The organism is Aeromonas sp. 603079 (assembly GCF_049172135.1).
Taxonomy (GTDB): Bacteria; Pseudomonadota; Gammaproteobacteria; order Enterobacterales; family Aeromonadaceae; genus Aeromonas; species Aeromonas veronii.
Window position 1 is genome coordinate 1 of record NZ_JAAKPX010000015.1, and the last position, 20,847, is coordinate 20,847.

Below are 20,847 nucleotides of genomic sequence, written 5' to 3' on the forward strand. Positions count from 1 at the left end.
GCTATGTAGCTCAGTTGGTTAGAGCATCGCACTCATAATGCGGGGGTCACAGGTTCGAATCCCGTCATAGCCACCATTAATATTGCGGAAGTGGCGAAATTGGTAGACGCACCAGATTTAGGTTCTGGCGCCCTAGGCGTGAGAGTTCGAGTCTCTCCTTCCGCACCATTAATAGCAGTACCAAACAGACCAGCTCATGCTGGTTTTTTTGTATCTGAAATTTGCCTCTCCCCAGTTTTTCTCTCGCTCCTCTATTAACCCATCTCCACGTTAATTCCCGTCCATCTCACTCTTCACTGATTCCGAGCACGCCTTGCCACTCTTGTCTCCCGGCCACAAAAAAGCGGCCCGCAGGCCGCTGGTGCACAGATTCATCATCCCGGTTATCAGAACGGGAAGAACCAGGGGATCGCTACCACGCTGACCGCCATCACCAACAGGGTGAATGGCACCCCGATACGGATAAAATCGGCAAACTTGTAGTTGCCCGGCCCCAGTACCAGGGTATTCACCGGTGACGAGACCGGCGTCATAAAAGCGGCCGAGGCGGCAATGGCAATGGTCATGGCAAACGGATAGGGCGATACCCCCATCTGCTGGGCCGTACCCAGCGCAATGGGCGCCATCAGCACTGCGGTGGCGGTGTTGGAGATAAAGAGCCCGATCACCGCGCATAGGGCAAACAGGCTGGCCAGCATTACCCTTGGCCCCATCTCCCCTACCGCATTGATCAGACCACCGACGATCAGATCCACCCCGCCGGTTTTTTGCAGCGCCAGCGCAAAGGGGAGCATACCGACGATGAGGATCAGGGTCGGCCAGTGGATCGACTTGTAGGCACTCTCCATATCGATGCAGCGAAACTTGCCCATCAGCAGACAGGCGATCAGCGCGGCAATCACGTTGGGCACCGGATCGGTCACCATCAGCAGGATCATCACTCCAAGACAGAAGAGGGCATGAATGGCCTGACTGCGGGCGGGGGCCATCTCGTCCACTTCGGCGGGCAGCCCCATCAGCAAAAAGTCGCGGCTATGGGTCTGCAATTGTCTGATGTGGCTCCAGTTCCCTACCACCAGCAGGGTGTCGCCCATCTGCAGCGGCTCATCCACCAGCTTGCCTGCCAGTGCCTCACCGTCGCGGCGCAGCCCCACCACGCTCAGGCCATAGCTGGAGCGGAAGGTCACCTCACGCACGCTTTTACCCAGCAGCTTGGACTCAGGGATCAGCGATACCTCGGCCATCCCTACCTCCCGCGCCTGATCGGAGAAATACTCCCCGCGCAGGATCATGGGTTCAAGCCGCGCCTCGGTGCAAAACGCCCGCACATCCACCTCAGGGTCTGACATGTCGATCAGCAGCACATCCTTGGCCTGGAACTCACTGATCCCGGACACCGGCACCATCACCCGGCGAAACTTGCGCCAGCGCTCCACCCCGATGACGTGGGCACCATAACGGGCACGCAGTTGCAGCTCATCCAGGGTATGGCCAATCAGCGGGGAGTCAGGCCGCAGCGCCAGACGACGAGCACGGCCGGCCAGCCGGTAGTCTCGGATCAGATCGCGCAGGGTGCGGCGCCCGGTCGGCTTGCCTTTGCCCTCTTCCCCTTCACCCACCAAGGAGCCGCGCACTAGCAACATGTAGAGGATGCCCAGCCCCAGGATCAGCACGCCCATGGGGGTGAAATCGAAAAACCCGAAACCATGTATGCCGTGGCGCATCAGCTCGCTGTTGACCACCATGTTGGGGGGCGTGGCCACCAGCGTCATCATGCCGCTGATCAGCCCGGCAAAGCCGAGGGGCATCATCAGGCGACCGGCCGGGATCCCCATCCGGTTCGCCACACTCAGCACCACCGGGATAAAGATGGCGACCACCCCGGTGCTGCTCATCACAGCTCCCAGACTCGCCACCGCCACCATCAGCAGCACCAGCAGCTTGGTCTCGCTGCTACCCGCCACCTTCACCAATGCATCCCCCACCTGATAGGCGATGCCGGTGCGCACCAGCCCCTCCCCCACCACAAACAGGGCGGCAATCAGAATGACGTTGGGATCGCTAAAGCCCGCCAGCGCCTCCGGCAGGGTGAGGGTGCCGCTCAGCACAAAGAGGATAATGATCAACAGGGCGACCACGTCCATGCGAACCTTGTTGGTCATAAAGAGATAGATGGCGCCAGCCAGCAGACAGAGCACCCAGACAAGCTCGGAATTCAATACAACCTCCTTTTATCACGTGATTCTCCTCCCGGAGAGTGGACTCTATCAGACCACAGCCACGGCGCTATCATCTTGCTACATATCAATAAAGTCCGGCCCGCCGGGGCACCATAACCCATCACTGCTGGAATAACCGGGCGGCAGCGGCGATTTCTTTGATATGGGCCAAGCCCGGGGCGGACAAAAGTCCTGCCCCTCCTCCCCCTCACCCCTTAGAATGGCGCCCTCGCATACTAACCCTCATGCCCAAGGATCAGAAAATGAGCATATTCGAGCTGTTCAGCATCAATAACACGCTAGTGACCATACCGCTGGGTGGCGGCTATGCCATGTCATGGATTGAAGCCATCGGCACCCTGTTTGGTCTGGCCTGTATCTGGTTCGCCAGTCAGGAGAAAACCATCAACTACCTGTTCGGTCTGATCAACGTCAGCCTGTTTGCCATCATCTTCTTCCAGATCCAGCTCTACGGACTGTTGATGCTGCAGCTGTTCTTCTTCTGCGCCAACGTCTACGGCTGGTACGCCTGGACCCGCCCGGCCAACGATCAGGGGGATACCCTGCAGATCCGCTGGCTCAGCAAATCCAAACTGATGGTGACCGCCGCCGTGAGCGTGCTGGCCATCGCTCTGCTGACCCGCTATATCGACCCGGTCTTCGCCACCCTGGCACGCACCTCGGTCTCCCTGCTCAACCTGTTTGGTGCCAACCTTGCCATCCCCGAGCCCTCCCCCGATGCCTTCCCCTTCTGGGATGCCAGCATGACGGTGCTCTCGGTGGTCGCCCAGATCCTGATGACCCGCAAATATGTGGAGAACTGGATCCTCTGGGTCGTCATCAACATCATCAGCATCGGTGTCTATGCCGCGCAGGGCGTTTACGCCATGTCGCTGGAGTACCTGATCTTGCTCTTTATCGCCGCCAACGGCACCCGCCTCTGGGTGATTGCCGCTAAGCGCCAGCCACAGGGGGTATAAGCCATGACGCTGTTACCCCATCTCCAGTGCCGCCCCGACCAGATTGCCGAGCGGGTGGTACTGTGCGGCGACCCGGCCCGGGTCGATCGCATCGCCAGCCAGCTCGAACAGTGTGAAGTGCTGGGGCAAAACCGGGAGTTTCGCCTCATCAACGGCCACTATCAGGGGCTGCCCATCACGGTCTGCAGCACCGGCATCGGCGGCGCCTCGGCCATCATAGCGCTGGAGGAGCTGGTGCAAGCCGGTGCCCACTCGCTTATTCGGGTCGGCTCCGCCGGTGCCCTGCAACACGACATCGGTCTTGGCGATCTTATCGTGGTGGAAGGGGCGGTACGCAATGAAGGGGCCTCACAGGCCTATCTGCCCGCCGAGTACCCCGCCTGCGCCGATATCTGGCTGCAAGCGGCCCTGCTCAACCATGTGGCGACCGGCAGTCAGCCTCATTGGCATGGGCTGGTGCGCTCCCACGACAGCTTCTATCGGGATGATGAGCAGGAGGTGTGCCGCTACTGGCATGCCCGTGGTGTGCTCGGCGCTGACATGGAGACCGCCTCCCTGTTGACCGTGGGTCGCCTGCGCAAGGTGCGGGTCGCCGCCGTGCTCTGCAACGTGGTGCTGTTCGAGCAGGATGTGCAACAAGGGGTAGCGGATTACGCTAGCGCCGAACAGGCGATGATGACCGGTGAGCAACACGCCATCGCGGCCGCCCTCCACGCTCTGGTGCAATAAACCGCAAACCGTTAACTGCGGCACATCCGCTACCGTGCGGGCTGGTATCCGGCCCGCACTCTTGCTAGCCTCATGGCCCTCGTCATCCGGTGCGACAGGCAAGTCATGCAGCAACAGCCCTACCCCCTCGGCCGTTTTCACGCCGAACTCCAGCAGCTTGAACCCCGCTTTGCCGCGGCGCTCGACGCCTGCACCCTGTTTCTGCGCCGTTACCTACCGGGCGAATTGATCATGCGGCAGGGGGAGCAGAGCGAGCAGCTCTATCTGGTCGAACATGGCCGGGTCTCCCTCAACAGCACGGTACACTCTGGCCGCCGCTTCCAGCTTGGCGAAATTGAGTGCCACAGCCAAATCTTCGGCGAGATGGAGTTCTTCAGCGCAACCCCGGTACAGTGGAACGTGGTGGCCGAGACCGAGCTGGATGCCCGAGTCATCTGCGCCAACAAACTAGCCCAGCGCCTGCTGGCAGAACCTGAGTTGACCCTCTTTTTCGCTGCGGCGCTTGCCAGCGACTATCTCGACACCCTGGAGATCACCACCAGCCGGCTGCTCCACCCCATCGCCTACAACATCGCCTATGAGCTATGGCGTGAGCGCCAGCGCACTCCGATGCTGGGATCGCGCAAGCGGGCCCATGAGGCGGCGCGCTTCGGCACCACCGAGCGGGTTTACCGCCGCGCCCTCAAGGAGCTGGTCGAACAGGGCATAATTGCCGACAGCAGTGACGGCCCCGTTATCGCCGATCTGGCCAAACTGCGCGCCTATCTCGATCTTTGATTTCCATTCATCCCATTTCGATTCACCCTGTCAGGAGTCACCATGTCTGCCCATCCCTATCCCGAATTCACCTTCTTCAGCCGCTTCGTTGCCGATATTCAGGCGGGCCGCAAGACCATCACCATCCGCGACGAGAGCGAGGCCAACTGGCAACCCGGCCAGCGGCTGGCGCTGTTTACCAACCCGGAGCACCAGCCCTTCGGCACCATAGAGGTGCTCTCGGTCAAGGCGGTCACCTTCGATGAACTGAATGACGAGCACGCCCGTCAGGAGAACATGACCCTCCCCGAGCTCAAACAGGTGATCCGCAATATCTACCCCGATCTGCCGCCGCTCTATGTGATTGAATTCAAAATGATTGCCTGAACCGGATTTGGCCTTTGCCGAGCGATGTGTTAATAGTGTCCTCTTTTGAATCAGGGAGGTGACCCGAGTGTTTGAGATAGCGAGCCTGAAAGAGGGGATGATGCACGGGGTCGAGCTGTTCCAGCTGCTGCTGGAGATCATCTCCATCGCCTGTGTGGTGATAGGGCTTGGCAAGACCCTCTGGCTGGCGGCAAGAGTGCGGGATCACCAGCCCGGTTTTCCGCGTATTCGTCTCTGCTTTGGCAGTTGGCTCATTCTGGCGCTGGAGTTCCAGCTCGCCGCCGACATCTTGGCCACCACGGTCGCACCGAGCAAGGAGGAGCTGATCCGCCTTGCCATCATCGCGGTGATCCGCACCTTCCTGAACTACTTCCTCGGCAAGGAGCTGGAAGCACAAGCGGAACGCCAGCAGGAACCAAACGCCGAGCAGGCCAAGGCTGCTCAATAGCCTGTATCGCTGCGGTGCATCAGCGCTAAGTGCCGTGCCATCCCGACCACCTCCGTGGCTCGGGATGGCGCCTGTGTGACCCTCCCCGCACTTTTGGAAATCAGCCAACAATGGAACCCTTTTCAAGGTTTCCCCTGCCCTGTTGAGGGCCAGATCATCTGGGTAAGATAGGAATAACTCCCCCTCAACCGGCCGCACTGATGAATACGCACTCCCTCCACACGCCCGATATCGACCTCGATAGCTGTGTCATCTATCAGATCTACCCCATGAGTTTTCAGGACAGCGATGGCGACGGACTGGGCGACATCAACGGCATCCGCCAGCGCCTCGGTTATCTGGCCACCCTCGGGGTCGATATGCTCTGGCTCACCCCCATCTATCGCTCCCCCAAGCGGGACAACGGCTACGACGTGGCGGACTACCGTGCCATCGACCCCGCCTTCGGCACCCTGACCGAGATGGAGCAGCTGATAGCCGAAGCGGCCGCCCACGGCATCGGCATCATGATGGATATCGTCGCCAACCACACCTCCACCGAGCACGAGTGGTTTATGAAGGCACTGGCCGGGGATCCCCGTTATCAGAGTTATTACGTGTTTCGCGACCAGGCCTTCGTTGACGCTCACCCCATTACCTCGATTTTTGACGGCAGCGGCTGGCAGTACGTGCCGGAGCTTGATCGCTACTACCTGCACAACTTCGATCCCAGTCAGGCCGATCTGGACTGGGATAACCCGGCGGTGCGGGCCGAGATGGCAGAGGTGATCAACTTCTGGCTGGGCAAAGGGATCAAGGGATTTCGCTTCGATGTGATCGACATGGTGAGCAAGGAGTGGGACCGACTGGCCATGAACAACGGCCCGCGCCTGCACGACTATATCCGCGAGCTCAATGCCGCCAGCTTCGGCGGCAAGGGGATCATTACGGTGGGGGAGACCTGGGGAGCCGATCTTGCCCATATGCAGAACTATTCGAACCACGATGGCAGCGAGTTCAGCATGGTGTTCAACTTCGAGCATCTGGGGCTGGGCAGTGACAAGTGGTCATCCCGCTTCGATCCCCTCGCCTTCAAGCGAGCCATGGCCCGCCACCAGCAAGGGCTACATGGCCGTGGCTGGAACAGCCTGTTTCTCGGCAACCACGACCTGCCTCGCGCCGTCTCCCGCTTTGGCGATGACAGGCCTGAGTGGCGGGAAACCAGCGCCAGGCTGTGGGCCATGGTGCTGCACATGATGCAGGGCACGCCCTTTATCTATCAGGGGGAGGAGCTGGCCATGACCAACCGCCACTGGCAGCCGGACGAGCTGCGCGATGTGGAGGCAATCAACTACCGCGCCAGCCAGTCAGGGCTGGATCCTGCCGAGCTGAGTCGGCGGCTCGATGCCATCAGCCGCGACAATGCCCGTACCCCGATGCAGTGGGATGCAGGTCCCCACGCCGGTTTCACCTCCACCACACCCTGGATTGCCCTCAATGCCAACCACGTCGAGATAAATGCTGACGAGCAGCTGGCCCGCCCCGACTCGCCGTTTCACTGCTATCGCCAGCTTATCGCCCTGCGCAAGGCCCACCCGGTCATTCGCCACGGCAATTTCGAGCTGCTGGATGGGGATGATCCCGAGCGCATCAGCTATCGCCGCCACTGGCAGGATCCGGCGAACGGCGAGCAGCACACCATGCTGCTGCTCGCCAATCTCACTGCGAACCCCTTGCCGATGCCCCACTTCGACAAGGTGACAGACAAGATGCGGTTGCTGCTGGCCAATTACCCTGGCGAACCACTGCCACTCTTCGCCCCTTATCAGTGTGCCATCTGGCTGCGAGTGGATCAGGATTAACCCCGTGCTGACGGGCCATGCCAATGGCCCGTCAATCGCCACGCCACCGGCTACCAGCAGAAAATCATTCCCCCACGCGGCGGGATTAAATTAACCACTATTACTGACTTATTAATTGATTATTTATCCCGTTTGATACGCTCTCATTGCCCCTCTTACTATGCCTGCGACCTATCCATTGCCGATGCAACTATCGGCCTTCAAACTGGCATAGCAAAGTGGAAAACAGATGATCACCACAGACGGGAATAACGCAGTCGCCTCGGTGGCGTACCGCACCAGCGAAGTCATCGCCATCTACCCCATCACCCCCAGCTCGGCCATGGCTGAGCAGTCGTCGGCCTGGTCGAGCGAGCGGGGCAAAAACCTTTGGGGGGATGTGCCCCGGGTTGTCGAGATGCAGTCGGAAGGGGGCGCCATCGCCGCCGTCCACGGCGCCCTGCAGACCGGCGCGCTGGCGACCTCGTTTACCTCGTCGCAGGGTTTGCTGCTGATGATCCCCAACCTCTACAAGCTGGCGGGTCAGCTCATCCCCTTCGTGCTCCATGTGGCGGCGCGCACCGTGGCGACCCACGCGCTATCTATCTTTGGCGATCACTCGGACGTGATGGCGGTGCGCCAGACCGGCTGTGCCATGCTCTGTGCCAGCAATGTGCAGGAGGCGCAGGACTTTGCCCTGATCTCCCAGATAGCGAGCCTCAACAGCCGCCTCCCCTTTATCCACTTCTTCGACGGCTTTCGTACCTCTCACGAGATCGCCAAGATAGCGCCGCTCGCTGACGACACCCTGCGTGCCCTGCTGCCCGCAGATGCCATCCGAGCCCATCGTGACCGGGCGCTCACCCCCGACAAACCGGTCATTCGCGGCACTGCCGCCAACCCGGACACCTACTTCCAGTGCCGGGAGGCGAGCAACCCCTGGTATGACGCCGCCTATGGCCATGTGAGCGAGGCGATGCAGGCTTTTGGCGAGCAGACCGGCCGCCACTACCGGCCGTTTGAATATGTCGGCCACCCGCTGGCGGAGCGGATTGTGGTGCTGATGGGCTCGGCGATTGGCACCTGTGAAGAGGTGATCGAGCGCCTGCTGGCCCAAGGGGAGAAGGTAGGTCTGGTGAAGGTACGGCTGTTCCGTCCCTTCTCGGCCAAGCACCTGCTGGCCGCGATTCCCGAGAGTGCCCACACCATCGCCGTACTGGATCGCACCAAGGAGTCGGGCGCACAGGCCGAGCCCCTCTATCTCGACGTGATGACGGCGCTTGCCGAAGCGGTCAGCCGGGGCGAGCGGGCAAGCCTGCCACTGGTCATCGGCGGCCGCTACGGCCTCTCCTCCAAAGAGTTCGGCCCCGCCTGCGCGCTGGCGGTGTTTGCCGAACTGGCGCAAGAAAACCCGCGCCCGCGCTTTACCGTCGGCATCTTCGATGACATCACAGGTCTCTCGCTACCGCTGCCCGCGCTCAATTCGCAAAGCCCCATCCACAGCCAGCAACACAAGCTGGAGGCGCTCTTTTACGGTCTTGGCAGCGATGGCACCGTCTCGGCGGCCAAGAACAGCATCAAGATCCTCGGCAACCACACCGACCTCTATCCGCAGGGCTATTTCGTCTACGACTCCAAGAAGGCGGGCGGCCTCACCGTCTCTCACCTACGGGTGGGCGAGCGGCCGCTCCAATCGGCCTATCTGGTGGAAGAGGCGGACTTTATCGGCTGCCATCAGTGGCAGTTTGTCGACAAGTACCGGATGGCGGAGCGCTTGAAAGCGGGCGGCATCTTCCTGCTCAACACCCCCTACAGCGAAGCGGATATCTGGCAACGTCTCCCCAGCGAGGTGCAGCATGCCCTGCGCGAGAAAGAGGCGCGTTTCTACATCATCAACGCCGCCAAAATTGCCCGCGACTGCCAGCTCGGCAACCGCATCAATACCGTGATGCAGATGGCCTTCTTCCAGCTCAGCGCCATCATCCCCCCCGCAGAGGCGACCAGCCTGCTGAAGCAGGCTATCGCTACCAGCTATGGCAGCAAGGGACAAGCGCTGGTCGAACGCAACTGGCAGGCTCTGGAGGCAACCTGCGCCGCACTGACCAGGGTGCAACTTGGCGAGCTGGATCCTGCCAGCCGCCCGCGCCCACCGGTGGTTTCGGCCAAGGCCCCCGACTTTGTCCAGACCGTCACCGCCGCCATGCTGGCGGGGCTGGGTGACAGCCTGCCGGTCTCCGCCTTCCCGCCGGATGGCACCTGGCCGGTCGGTACTACCCGCTGGGAGAAGCGCAACATCGCCAAGGAGATCCCCATCTGGGAAGCGGAGCTCTGTACCCAGTGCAACTACTGCGTCGCCGCCTGTCCCCACTCGGCCATTCGCGCCAAGGTGGTAGAACCGGATGCACTGGCCGCTGCTCCCGCTACCCTGGATGCGCTGGATGTGAAATCCCGTGACATGCGCGGCCAGCAGTACGTGCTGCAGGTGGCGCCGGAGGATTGCACCGGCTGCAATCTCTGCGTTGAGGTGTGCCCGGCCAGGGATCGCAGCAACCCGGATCGCAAGGCGATCAATATGGCTTCGCGCCTCGATCACCTCGACGAGCAGAAGGCCAACTACGACTTCTTCCTCGACCTGCCAGAGCGCAGCGCCGAGCAGCTGGAGCGCATCGACATCCGCACCTCCCAGCTCATCTCGCCGCTGTTTGAATACTCGGGCGCCTGCTCCGGCTGTGGCGAGACCCCCTATATCAAGCTGTTGACCCAGCTCTATGGCGATCGGCTGCTGATTGCCAACGCCACCGGCTGCTCGTCCATTTATGGTGGCAACCTGCCTACCACCCCCTACACCACCAACGCCGACGGGCGTGGGCCGGCCTGGGCCAACTCGTTGTTTGAAGACAACGCCGAGTTCGGACTGGGCTTCCGTCTTACCGTCGATCAGCACAGGGAGCGGGTGCGCCGTCTGCTGGCGAGCCTGGGCGACACCATACCGGCAGCGCTGCGCGAGGCGCTCGGCGATGCCACCCTGCCGGTTTCCGAGCAGCGGGCCCATATCCAGCAGTTGCGAGCGCTTCTGCAGGAGAGCCAGACCCCGGCAGCCCAAGAGCTGGCTCGCGATGCAGACTATCTGGTGGAAAAATCGGTCTGGCTCATCGGCGGCGATGGCTGGGCCTACGACATCGGCTTTGGCGGGCTCGACCATGTGCTGAGTCTGGGGGAGAACATCAATGTGCTGGTACTCGACACCCAGTGCTACTCCAACACCGGCGGCCAGCAGTCGAAGGCGACGCCACTCGGTGCCATTACCAAGTTTGGCGAGCAGGGCAAGCGCAAGGGGCGCAAGGATCTCGGGGCCAGCGTGATGATGTATGGTCACGTCTATGTGGCGCAGATCTCCCTCGGTGCCCAGATGAACCAGACCGTGAAGGCGATTCAGGAGGCGGAAGCCTACCCGGGGCCGTCGCTCATCATCGCCTACAGCCCCTGCGAGGAGCATGGCTACGACATGGCCGAGAGCCACGAGCAGATGAAACAGCTGACTGCCACCGGTTTCTGGCCTCTCTACCGCTTCGATCCGCGCCGCGCTGACGAGGGCAAGTTGCCGCTGGCACTCGACTCGCGGGCACCCAATGCCTCGCTGGCCGAGACCTTGCGCCATGAGCCCCGCTTCCAGCGGCTGGAGCGCCAGCTGCCGGAGGTGGCCAGCCAGCTCTATGAAGAGGCAGAGCAGGAGGCCAATCGCCGCTTCGCCTGGCTGAGCCAGCTGGCGGGCAAGGAGAGTCCGGCGCAGGAGTAACCTGAGAATGGCTTGATGGCAACAGCCACTCTATTCGCCAAATAACAATCAGGGCTCCCCGCGGGGAGCCCTGATGCTAGCTATGGTGAGCCTATGTCGGCGCAGGTCAAATCAGGCGCTGATAGAGGCCAGCTCATGGCGCTTCAACGCCAGCAGGGTGATGAGCAGAGCCAGCGTGGCGATCAGTGCCATGCCGATATAGGTCGCGCTGAAGCCCGGGGCCAGCAGATCGGGGGCGAGCCGGCTCAGATCGCCACCGCTGCCAGCAGGCAGGCGCAAGTGGAACAGCATGGAGCAGATAGCCACGCCGACGGCACCGCCGAGCTCCCGCCCGAAGTTGAACAGCGACATGCCGATGCCGCGATCCTGCCGCGGCAGGGCATTCTGCACCACCACCGAGAGGGCGGGCAGCACCAGACCGAGACCAATACCGGCAAACCCGAGCGCCAGTCTGACCCAGGCATCGAAGTGGATCTGCCACAGAGCCACTGCCGCGAGGCCAAAGCCCACCGCGACAAAGCTCTTGTAGTGACCGGTACGGCCAATCAGCTTGCCGCCGACAAAGGCCCCAGCGGTGATGCAGATCATGAAGATGACCATGATGGCGCCGCTCTCGCTGGCGCTCATCCCCTTCTGCCACTGCATCTGCAACGGCAGATAGACCAGCACGGCAAACATCAGCAACTGGGAGAGCATCACCAGCAGCACACTCACCAGATAGCCGGGCAACCGGGCCAGATGGGCGGGCAATATGGGGTCGTGGGCGCGCCGTTCAATCAGAATCAGCAGCAGCAATGCAACGCCCAGCGCCGCCGAAAGCCAGACGGCGGGCAGCGCCGCTTCCGGCGAGAGCAGCAACAGGGTGAGCGTGGTGACGGTAATCAGCAGACCCGCCCCCTTCCAGTCGAAGCGACTGTGGCGACGCACGTTGAGCTGCTTGAGGTTGCGGTTGATGAGAAAGACTGCCAGCGCCCCGAGCGGCAGATTGATCCAGAAGATCCAGCGCCAGCTGAGCTGCTCGGTGAAGTAGCCGCCGAGCAAGGGGCCAGCGATACTGGAGACCGCATAGACCGCCGAAATGTAGCCCTGATATTTGCCCACCTCCCGCGGCGGAATGGTGTCGGCAATCACGGTAAACGCGAGGGCAATCAGACCGCCGCCCCCCAGCCCTTGCAGCACCCGCGCTGCCAGCAGGGTCTGCAGATCCTGGGAAAGAGCACAGGCCACCGAGCCCGCCAGAAACAGGCCGATGCCGATATTGAGCATCCGCACCCGACCAAAGAGATCGCTCAGCTTGCCATAGAGGGGCAGCACGGCGGTGGCCGCCAGCAGGTAGGCGGTGACCACCCAGGTGAGGGCGGCACCGGCATGCAGCTCGGCGCCAATCATGGGCAGCGGGGTAGTGACGATGCTCTTTTCCAGTGAACCGAGCGCGATCACAACCGCCACACTGGAGAAGATGGTTTTGGGGGACATTTTCGAGGTCATAAGCGGACTCGCAGATCTGATATGCCAAAGTATCCGGCAATGAACGGATTATTGTCTCACAAATCAGCAAGAGATAGAAAAAACGGCGGCCACAATCTGCCCAACCATGAGGCCGATCCCACAAAACGCCGACCGTTTCTGCTAGCCTGCCCTATTTGATTCGAGGAGCCCCCATGAGCGAGCGTGAGCAGTACGGGTTTGATCACTACGATGCCCTGATTTTCGATATGGATGGCACTTTGGTAGATTCCATGCCCCTCCATCTGGATGCCTGGGAGCTTACCTGCGCCGAATTCGGCATCCCCTTCGAGCGGGATCAGCTCTATCAGTACGGCGGCATTCCCACCCGCAAGATCATCGCCATGCTGGCCGAGCAGCAGGGGCTGACGGTGGATGTCGAGGCTTTTACCCGTCGCAAGATTGCCCTCTATATGGAACATATCGACAAGGTCAGCGTCTTTCCCAAGATGTGGGAGCTGGTCAGGCACTATCACGGCAAGGTCAAGATGGGGATTGGCACCGGCTCACCGCGCAATCAGGCGGACTCCATCCTCAAAAGCACCGGGCTCGATGCCTATATCTCTGTGGTGGTCAGCGCCGATGATGTCACCAACCACAAACCGCATCCCGACACCTTCTTGCGGGTGGCCGAGCTGCTCGGCGCCAATCCCGCCAACTGTCTGGTGTTTGAAGATACCCGGATCGGGCTTGAGGCTGGCAAGGCGGCAGGGATGGATACTCTACTGGTAATGGAAGGCGAACTGCACCAGAGGTAGATCGCAAGCGGACAGCGGCAACATGGCGCCACCTCGATGGTGCCATGATGCTGTTCAACTCGCGGATAAAGGGTTCTCCTGCAAACAGGAGACGAGCGTCGGCCCAGTGGCAACTGTCAAGGAGAGTGCATCGACCATGGCTTCCTCCTTCCATGCCTGATGCTGGCGCAACAACGCCAGTGCTTCAACCGGCGTATCTGCAAAGATGGGGGCCGCCATGGCGGCAAATCCCTGCTCAACCAGTTGACGACGCTCATCGCTATAGCGCGGGGCATTGGCATCGAGATAGGTAAGCGCCTGGCCCAGCGTGAAAAAGTGATAGTTGGGCATCGAATGACCCTCAAAAATAAAGTGCCATTCTACTCCTTTCTGCTCCATTTCCAGCCTTAAACCCTTGTCCATCCGGTGATCTCGTTCACATTTTTGTTAACAATCCCGCAGACAACCATGCCACGGCAGCTGGCCTCGCCCGCGACCCTTTCATCCCTGGCAGGCTGTAGACTACAACCGGCGCAGAGAGCCCGATCCATAGCGCTGCGTCGAGCCAACGTCATCCTCTCTTGACCATGCCGCACCCGGTCAGCCGATATATTGCCAACCCTGGTCACCTCGATATGGGACCACTGGGCTGTGTCACGCATATTTCACCAGATACATAAAAAGATAAAAACGCTCCGAGTCTTGGCCAACCGTCAGCCTACCGATAATTAACAAGCATCCCCCATGCAAATATTTGAATTATATTCCAGCCACATCTTTAACTACTGTTACAGTAATGTCTGCTAACATATTTTTGCGCGGCAAGATAGATGACTAAAAAAACATAAAGTACATATCTATGCACAATAAAATAGTTTGATGGCAGCTTGATGCATCGCATTAACCCTTTCTTTACACTCCTTCACTGCCAAGGTATCTGCCCCAACCCCCGCCCGGACTGGACTATTGCTCGATGCATGGCCATTGGCGGACAAACAGGTGACTATTCAGCATGAATTGAATAGCAATCACATTAAATTTGCACCCATTGAGCCATCTCATAGAAATGCAATCAGCGGTTTGCAACCCCTGATAGCCACTCATAGAATCGCAGCGTCTGAAATATCTACCCTGTCCTCTCCTCCCTTATTGCTCTCAGTAATTGAGTGGATCACAAATAATAACCGGGGATGCCGCCGCTGGCGCAGTGGCCATGGCGCACAACGAGATGGGGTAAACCTGTACCTGAATGAACAACAAATATTAAAAAGAGGCATATCTATGAGTGGCACCATCATCAAGTCGGCAAGAAATACCCCCCATGCACCCCAGGATCTGGGCCCCTGCACCCAAACGGTGGCGTTTTCTCATTACAACAATATCTCCGCCCAGCTGCCGGTCGATCCCGCCACCGGCAAGATGGTAAGCGGCGATGTCACCGCGCAGGCCAGACAGTGCCTGAGCAACCTCAAGGCGATCATCGAGAGCATCGGCCATGTGATGGACGATATGGTGAAAGCGACCATCTTCCTGAAAGAGATGGCGGATCTGGAGGCGGTCAACGCCGTCTATCGCGAATTCTTCCCGGGCTATCTGCCGACCCGCACCACCCTCGCCGTCGCCGCCCTGCCGCTGGGTGCGCTGGTGCAGATTGATGCCATCATCTCCAACGGCGAAGGCACCTTCCCGCAAGATCCTTGCCCGCTGGTGAAGCTCGCCCGCAACAGTGACAAGGCGCCGCACAATCCGCTCTCCACCCATACCGTGGCCTTCTCCCACTACAACAATATCGGCGCCCAGCTGCCGGTGGATGCAGCCTCGGGCCAGCTGGTTGCTGGTGGCATCAAGGAGCAGGCGGGCCAGTGCCTGCGCAATATCAAGGCGGTGCTGGAGAGCATCGACGTGCCGTTTGACGATATCGTCAAGGTCACCGTCTATCTGACCGATCTGGCCGATCTGGAGGCCGTCAACGAGGTCTACACCACCTTCTTCCCCGACTCTGCCATTGCCCGCGCCGTGGCCTACCTGCCTGCCCGCTCGGTGGTCAGTGCCGCCGCCCTGCCCATGGGGGCACGGGTGCAGATGGATGCGGTCATCTCCCACGGTGACGGCACCCCGCCGCAACTGGTGGAAGATCGTCACAATCTGGTGATCCGCGCCCGCAATACCGACAAGGCACCGCGCAGCCCCTTGCACACCCAGACCGTCGCCTTCTCCCACTACAATCATCTCTCTGCCCAACTGCCGATTGACCCCGCAACCAGCAAGATCCTGGCTGGCTGCATCAAGGAGCAGACCGCCCAGTGCCTGAGCAATATCAAGGCGATTGTGGAGAGCATCGGCCATGTGATGGACGATATCGTCAAGGTGAATATCCAGCTCGCCAATATCGCGGATCTGGATGCGGTCAACGCCATCTACACCAAATACTTCCCGGGTTATCTGCCTGCCCGCACCGTATTCGGGGTCAGTGAGCTGCCCGCTGGCGCCCTGGTGCAAATTGATGCGGTGATGTCCAACGCGGAAAGCACCCCGCCGCAGGCGTAAAGGTTGCGGAAATAAAAAAAAGACCGGCTGATGGCCGGTCTCTTTTTACATGCCAGACAAAGGGGTAGCCCCTCAGCCCTCAATATCGCGGTTCCTGATCGCCACTCTGACCGCCTCTGCCGTGGTGGCTACACCGAGTCGACGGAGAGCACTGCGCAGATGGTTCTCGACCGTGCGCACCGAGAGTTTCAGGGTGGTGGCGATATCGGCATGGCGCCAACCCCGGGAGACCCACTCCAGCACTTCGCGCTCGCGCCCAGTGAGGCCACGCTCGTGACCCGCTACCGGCATCTCCATCAGCCGACGAGCTGCATGAAAAGCCGCCGCCGCGATCAGCGCAAGGCCAACCCGAGTGTGGGAGCTGGCATCGCGCCGCCAAAGCTCATCGCCCCTTCCAGTCCCAACGGCCCATAGACGGGTACCTGCAAGCCATGTCGGCCCGGCCCCTCAGGCTGGCGAACGATACGGTACTGCTCACCAACGGCACCAACCGTTTTGCTCCAGAAGAAGGGCTGGTCTCGCTCCCTGATATGCATCGCCATCGGGCACTCGCGCATATAGGCATGCAGGTCGACCGCCTCGCCGCTCTCCAGCCACTCCCCTCCAGCCAGTAGAGATGCTCGACCACCCCCTCCTCGCTGGCACTGATGGAGAAGAGCGCAAAGCGGTGATACCCCAGCGGAGCGGCAAAGGTGCGCACCAGTTGCTGGATCTCCTCCAGCCGCTGGCACCCTTCCAGCGCCACCGCGACCTGCAATGCATTCGCTGGCGATGACGACAACCTCATCGCTTGGCAACCGCCTCCAGCAAGGTGGTGGCGGCCAGCTTGCCGAGGTTATTACCAGCCAGCGGGCTGTCACCGGTCAGCAGATTGCGATCCCGGCACACCTCTCCCGAGATGCCGTTGTTGACGATCTCGAAGCCTATCTCTTTGAGCTTCTCGCCAAACTTCCAGGTGAGGTGGCCCGGCATATAGCCAATTGCCGGGGTCTGGGCATCCAGCTCGTCGGGGAAGGCGCAGATCTTGTAGCCCGCGAAGGTCTCTGGATTGGCCACCGCCAGCAGCGCAGCAGGCCCGTGACAGAGGGAGATGATGAAGCGATCGTTGGCCATCGCCCACTCCAGCAGCGCTTTCACCTCGGCACTCTCCGGCAGCCCCATCAGGGCGCCGTGCCCGCCGGGAATAAAGACGCCGATATAGTCGGAGTCGGCAGCCAGCGCATCTTTCAGCAGATCAGCCAGCTTGGCCGGTTGGCGGAACTGCGCCTGATATTTGGCATAGAGCCCCAGCACCTCTTCATCTTCGCCGGGCATGGCCCACCACTCGAACTTGACCGGATTGCCGGAGAGGGTGGCCACATCAAAGGCAAAGCCCGCCTTGTCGAGGTGATACATGGGCAGCAGGGTTTCGACCGGATGGTTGCCGGTGGAAAACAGGGTGCCGTTGTCGGTGGGCAGATAACGCTCATCGGCCCCGATCAGCAGGATCTTCCAGCGCCCCTCCCGATAGGGAGCGGGATAGTCGGCCCCGGCAAGGTCAGATTTGCGCGAGGTGAACTGGCTCAGGGAGTAGGGCGACGGGAAGAAGGCATTCTGCTCTGCCGGATCCGGGGTCGGTTGTTTATCGTCAACAAGCATGTCGGTCATGGGTCAAGCTCCAGTAGTGGTGGACTCGGTCTCACAGTATTGACTGTCAGAGACCAAGTAAATGAGGGTTTTCCCTCAACCGCCATGACTATGGCAAGAGGTGTGACCACGCTGCGACAAAACCTGAACAGAATCCCCGCCAGACTTAGGCCATCGCGGCAAATGCCCTGACGATGGCATCCATGACCGCCCTGACCCGCGCGGCATGCTGCACATCCTGATGGGTCACCAACCACACATCGTAGGATTGCTGTAACTGCCGCTCGGGCCAGACCCGCACCAACCCGGCTTGCTCTGCGAGCGGAACCGCTACCTCGCCAAGCCCCAGCCCCATCAACAGGGCCTGACGCAGCATCAGGCTGGTATTGACTCCCGCAGCGACCGTGGCCCCCTCGGCCGCCTCTTCGAGCATCATTGGCGAGCGAGCGCTCTGCCAGTGGGGCTCATACACCACCAGCGAATGGCCCGCAAAACCGGTGCCCGCTTCGGGAATGCCATGGCGAACCAGATAGTCGGCGGAGGCATACAACCCGACCGGCCAGGAGGCCAGCTTGCGGATAATCAGGTCAGGATTGTCCGGCTTCACCGTCCGGATCGCGATATCCGCTTCCCGCAGGGACAGATTGACCACCTGGGTCGAGGTATTGAGGATGACCCTGATATCGGGATAACGCTGATGCAGCTCGGTCAGGGCCGGTATCAGAAAATCCATCCCCAGGGTGTCTGTGGTCGCCACGCTGACCTCACCGACCAAGCGGTTGTCGACCCCTTGCGCCGCCCGCACAAAATCAATGGCCGCCAGCTCCATCTGCTGGGCGCTGGCCAGCACTATCTCCCCGACATGGGTCAGCACATACCCTTTGGATGTGCGGAGAAACAGCGTGGCCGCCAGACGATGCTCCAGTGCGGCAATCCGTCTGCCAATGGTGGCCTGATCGACCCCGACTACACGGGCGGCGCCTCGCAGGCTCCCTTCCCGATGCAACGCCAGAAAAATTTTCGCATCATCCCAGTTCATCACGACTCCCGGTTGAAATGCATTTTTGCATTACAGATAAAGGATAATACTGCGTTTATTCATCAGTAATCTCCACTATCTTGGTGCTCATCCCATCCGGGGAACCGCATATCACCTCGTTACAAGGAGCCGCTGATGCATAACGCCTATTCCATTCCCGCCACCATGAGCGCGGTAGAGATTACCCAGCCAGGTGGCCCCGATGTCTTGCAACTGACCACCCGCGCCACACCGGCGCCCAAGCCCGATGAGGTCTTGATCCGGCACTATGCGACCGGCATCAATGGGCCGGATGTGATGCAGCGCAAAGGGCTCTACCCGCCTCCGGCAGGGGCATCGGATATTCCCGGGCTGGAGGTCGCCGGGGTCGTGGTCGCCAAGGGGGAGCAGGTGGACCATCTCAAGGTTGGCGACAAGGTCGCCGCACTGATTTCGGGTGGCGGCTATGCCGAATACAGCGTCGCCCACCAGAGCAATGTCCTGCCCCTGCCGCCCGGATTGAGCTTTGTCGAAGCCGCGGCACTGCCGGAAACCTTTATGACGGTCTGGTCAAATATGTTTGAACGGGGCCAGTTTAAAAAAGGCGACATCATCTTGATTCATGGCGGCGCCTCCGGCATCGGCACGACCGCCACCATGCTGGCCAAGGCATTTGGCGCCGCAAAAATCATCACCACGGTCGGCTCACCCGAGCAGCAGGCCGCCAGCATCAAGCTGGGCGCCGATGTGGCCGTGCTCTATAAGGAGGAGGATTTTGTCGAGGCAGTGCATGCAGCCACCGATGGCCATGGCGCCGACATCATTCTCGATATCATTGGCGGGGAGTATGTCGCGCGCAACTATGCGGCGGCCGCCATCAATGGCCGCATAGTCCAGATCGGCATTATTGCGGGCGCCGCCCCCAATCTGGATCTGTTTCCCATGCTGCAAAAGCGGCTGACCCATATCGGATCCACCCTGCGCTCGCGTACTCCGCAAGAAAAAGCCGAACTGATTGCCCAGTTGCCAACTCATGTCTGGCCATTTATCGAACGCGGTGAGGTCAAACCGCAGGTTTACCAGACCTTCCCGCTGCATGAGGCCGCCGCCGCCCACCATTTGCTGGATTCAGGCCGTCATATCGGCAAGCTGGTATTAACCATGGCGCCGTTGTCGTCAGATTGATAAAGCCCATCGTGGAGCAGGCCGAGGTGGATGCGGTGATATCCAACGCCGAAAACATCCCACCGCATGTGTAAGGTTTGTTGAAATAAAAAAGAGACCGGCTATATGCCGGTCTCTTTTTTGGTAAAAGGGAGGAACATTATTTTTATTGATTCGCCTTAAAAACGCGAACGTCCGATTACGCTTCGCTAATCGAACCTACTAGCTACGTTCAATAATTAAAAAAGCACCAGCTTAGGCCGGTGCTTTTTCTGAAACGAAAAGAGAACAACAATATATTTTAATTGTCATTTGAATGATTTTTCATTCGTTCATAGACATGTTCATGGGCTGCACTTGAAATATCACACCCCATAGTCCTCCTTCCAAGGTTTTTGGCTGCAACCAAGGTTGAACCTGAACCAAAGAATGGATCTACAACCAAATCATCATGACTGGAGCTCTGAGATATAAGAGTCTCTAATAATGCAACAGGTTTTTCTGTAGGATAGCCACGATGCACTCGTTTACACTCCAGAACATCAGGTATACCCAAGTCGTTTAGTTTTCTTTTCCCTTTCTCAAAGAAAAGAATAAATTCATACTTGGCCCGATAATGATACCCCATACCAATTGCCATTTTATTCCAAACGATTGGTTTCCAAAATTTAAAACCAACCTTCTCCGCAATTGGTTTTACATAAAACATCGTTTCTTGATCGCAGAAAAGATAGAAATGTGAGTTTTTCTTTAACACTCGATAAAGCTCTAAAAATAAGCTTTCGAAACGTTCATTAGGGAAAATATCAAACCATTGATTACTTGATCCTTCACTTACTTTAAGACGAGTTGTCGTTCCTATTTTCCGATGCTTCTCAAGAGATTCATAAGGAGGGTCAGTAATAACAAGATCAACGCTTGCATCCGCAAGCGTCGACAACCATTTCACAGCATCATCACAAAATAGATTCATTTTATCTGCTTAATAAAGAACTACAGGGTCTACCATTCGAGTATACCGTTGATGGTGCCCCAGGGTCTAATGTCCGGCAATCGACACAATAGCTCTGATCACCCTGAGGATTAGCAGGTGTCCTACGTGCAGGTGTTTGTC

At 59.5% G+C, this 20,847-nt stretch carries 18 protein-coding genes and 1 tRNA gene; 11 read left to right on the plus strand and 8 right to left on the minus strand.

Annotation, left to right across the window (positions count from 1 at the left end):
• Window positions 1-84: 84 nt before the first annotated feature.
• Window positions 85-168: transfer RNA gene (locus G5287_RS12435), tRNA-Leu, on the plus strand.
• Between the two features lie 218 nt (window positions 169-386).
• Here the strand turns inward: G5287_RS12435 and G5287_RS12440 are convergent.
• Window positions 387-2,219: an SLC13 family permease gene (locus tag G5287_RS12440; protein WP_040066935.1), complete on the minus strand. Its 1,833-nt coding sequence runs from the start codon at window positions 2,217-2,219 to the stop codon at window positions 387-389.
• A gap of 263 nt (window positions 2,220-2,482) precedes the next feature.
• Here G5287_RS12440 and pnuC point away from each other — a divergent pair, with 263 nt between their 5' ends.
• The 7 genes from pnuC (at window position 2,483) to nifJ (ending at window position 11,135) form a co-directional block, all read left to right on the plus strand.
• Window positions 2,483-3,199, plus strand: a complete 717-nt coding sequence (pnuC, locus tag G5287_RS12445; RefSeq protein WP_227341138.1) for a nicotinamide riboside transporter PnuC — start codon at window positions 2,483-2,485, stop codon at window positions 3,197-3,199.
• A 3-nt stretch (window positions 3,200-3,202) separates the two neighbouring features.
• Complete coding sequence (locus G5287_RS12450) at window positions 3,203-3,928, plus strand: nucleoside phosphorylase (protein ID WP_421231376.1); 726 nt, start codon at window positions 3,203-3,205, stop codon at window positions 3,926-3,928.
• 105 nt (window positions 3,929-4,033) lie between these two features.
• Window positions 4,034-4,705: a Crp/Fnr family transcriptional regulator gene (locus tag G5287_RS12455; protein ID WP_371166999.1), complete on the plus strand. Its 672-nt coding sequence runs from the start codon at window positions 4,034-4,036 to the stop codon at window positions 4,703-4,705.
• A 42-nt stretch (window positions 4,706-4,747) separates the two neighbouring features.
• Window positions 4,748-5,071 carry a N(4)-acetylcytidine aminohydrolase gene (yqfB, locus tag G5287_RS12460; protein WP_421231377.1) on the plus strand — a complete coding sequence of 108 codons (324 nt, stop codon included), beginning with the start codon at window positions 4,748-4,750 and terminating at the stop codon, window positions 5,069-5,071.
• Window positions 5,072-5,138: 67 nt separating this feature from the next.
• On the plus strand, window positions 5,139-5,519 hold the full coding sequence (locus tag G5287_RS12465) for a DUF1622 domain-containing protein (protein WP_080768662.1): 381 nt from the start codon (window positions 5,139-5,141) through the stop codon (window positions 5,517-5,519).
• 200 nt (window positions 5,520-5,719) lie between these two features.
• Complete coding sequence (locus G5287_RS12470; RefSeq protein ID WP_421231378.1) at window positions 5,720-7,360, plus strand: alpha-glucosidase; 1,641 nt, start codon at window positions 5,720-5,722, stop codon at window positions 7,358-7,360.
• Window positions 7,361-7,589: 229 nt separating this feature from the next.
• Window positions 7,590-11,135, plus strand: coding sequence for a pyruvate:ferredoxin (flavodoxin) oxidoreductase (gene nifJ / locus G5287_RS12475; RefSeq protein WP_421231379.1), 3,546 nt, complete (start codon window positions 7,590-7,592; stop codon window positions 11,133-11,135).
• A gap of 111 nt (window positions 11,136-11,246) precedes the next feature.
• On the opposite strand, the gene G5287_RS12480 is transcribed toward nifJ, so the two are convergent.
• Window positions 11,247-12,611 (minus strand): MDR family MFS transporter, encoded by a 1,365-nt coding sequence (locus tag G5287_RS12480; RefSeq protein WP_421231380.1) that lies wholly within the window; start codon window positions 12,609-12,611, stop codon window positions 11,247-11,249.
• A 185-nt stretch (window positions 12,612-12,796) separates the two neighbouring features.
• Here G5287_RS12480 and G5287_RS12485 point away from each other — a divergent pair, with 185 nt between their 5' ends.
• Window positions 12,797-13,399 carry an HAD family hydrolase gene (locus G5287_RS12485; RefSeq protein WP_421172810.1) on the plus strand — a complete coding sequence of 201 codons (603 nt, stop codon included), beginning with the start codon at window positions 12,797-12,799 and terminating at the stop codon, window positions 13,397-13,399.
• Window positions 13,400-13,453: 54 nt separating this feature from the next.
• Here the strand turns inward: G5287_RS12485 and G5287_RS12490 are convergent, their stop codons facing one another.
• Window positions 13,454-13,801 (minus strand): hypothetical protein, encoded by a 348-nt coding sequence (locus tag G5287_RS12490; protein WP_254204217.1) that lies wholly within the window; start codon window positions 13,799-13,801, stop codon window positions 13,454-13,456.
• Window positions 13,802-14,659: 858 nt separating this feature from the next.
• On the opposite strand from G5287_RS12490, the gene G5287_RS12495 reads away from it, so the two are divergent.
• A complete protein-coding gene (locus tag G5287_RS12495; protein ID WP_421172809.1) occupies window positions 14,660-15,925 on the plus strand; it encodes a RidA family protein in 1,266 nt (421 codons plus the stop codon).
• A 72-nt stretch (window positions 15,926-15,997) separates the two neighbouring features.
• Here the strand turns inward: G5287_RS12495 and G5287_RS12500 are convergent, their stop codons facing one another.
• The 4 genes from G5287_RS12500 to G5287_RS12515 all read right to left on the minus strand — a co-directional run bounded on the left by G5287_RS12500 (window position 15,998) and on the right by G5287_RS12515 (window position 18,590).
• A complete protein-coding gene (locus tag G5287_RS12500; RefSeq protein WP_421231381.1) occupies window positions 15,998-16,222 on the minus strand; it encodes a response regulator transcription factor in 225 nt (74 codons plus the stop codon).
• 35 nt (window positions 16,223-16,257) lie between these two features.
• On the minus strand, window positions 16,258-16,467 hold the full coding sequence (locus G5287_RS12505; RefSeq protein WP_421231382.1) for a hypothetical protein: 210 nt from the start codon (window positions 16,465-16,467) through the stop codon (window positions 16,258-16,260).
• 241 nt (window positions 16,468-16,708) lie between these two features.
• Complete coding sequence (gene hchA, locus G5287_RS12510; protein WP_120414986.1) at window positions 16,709-17,572, minus strand: glyoxalase III HchA; 864 nt, start codon at window positions 17,570-17,572, stop codon at window positions 16,709-16,711.
• A 145-nt stretch (window positions 17,573-17,717) separates the two neighbouring features.
• Complete coding sequence (locus G5287_RS12515) at window positions 17,718-18,590, minus strand: LysR family transcriptional regulator (RefSeq protein WP_005358736.1); 873 nt, start codon at window positions 18,588-18,590, stop codon at window positions 17,718-17,720.
• A 135-nt stretch (window positions 18,591-18,725) separates the two neighbouring features.
• Here G5287_RS12515 and G5287_RS12520 point away from each other — a divergent pair, with 135 nt between their 5' ends.
• The gene (locus G5287_RS12520) at window positions 18,726-19,754 is read left to right on the plus strand and encodes an NAD(P)H-quinone oxidoreductase (protein ID WP_421231383.1); all 1,029 of its coding nucleotides are present in this window, start codon (window positions 18,726-18,728) and stop codon (window positions 19,752-19,754) included.
• A gap of 280 nt (window positions 19,755-20,034) precedes the next feature.
• On the opposite strand, the gene G5287_RS12525 is transcribed toward G5287_RS12520, so the two are convergent.
• Window positions 20,035-20,706 (minus strand): DNA-methyltransferase, encoded by a 672-nt coding sequence (locus G5287_RS12525; RefSeq protein ID WP_041201823.1) that lies wholly within the window; start codon window positions 20,704-20,706, stop codon window positions 20,035-20,037.
• Window positions 20,707-20,847: the final 141 nt, after the last annotated feature.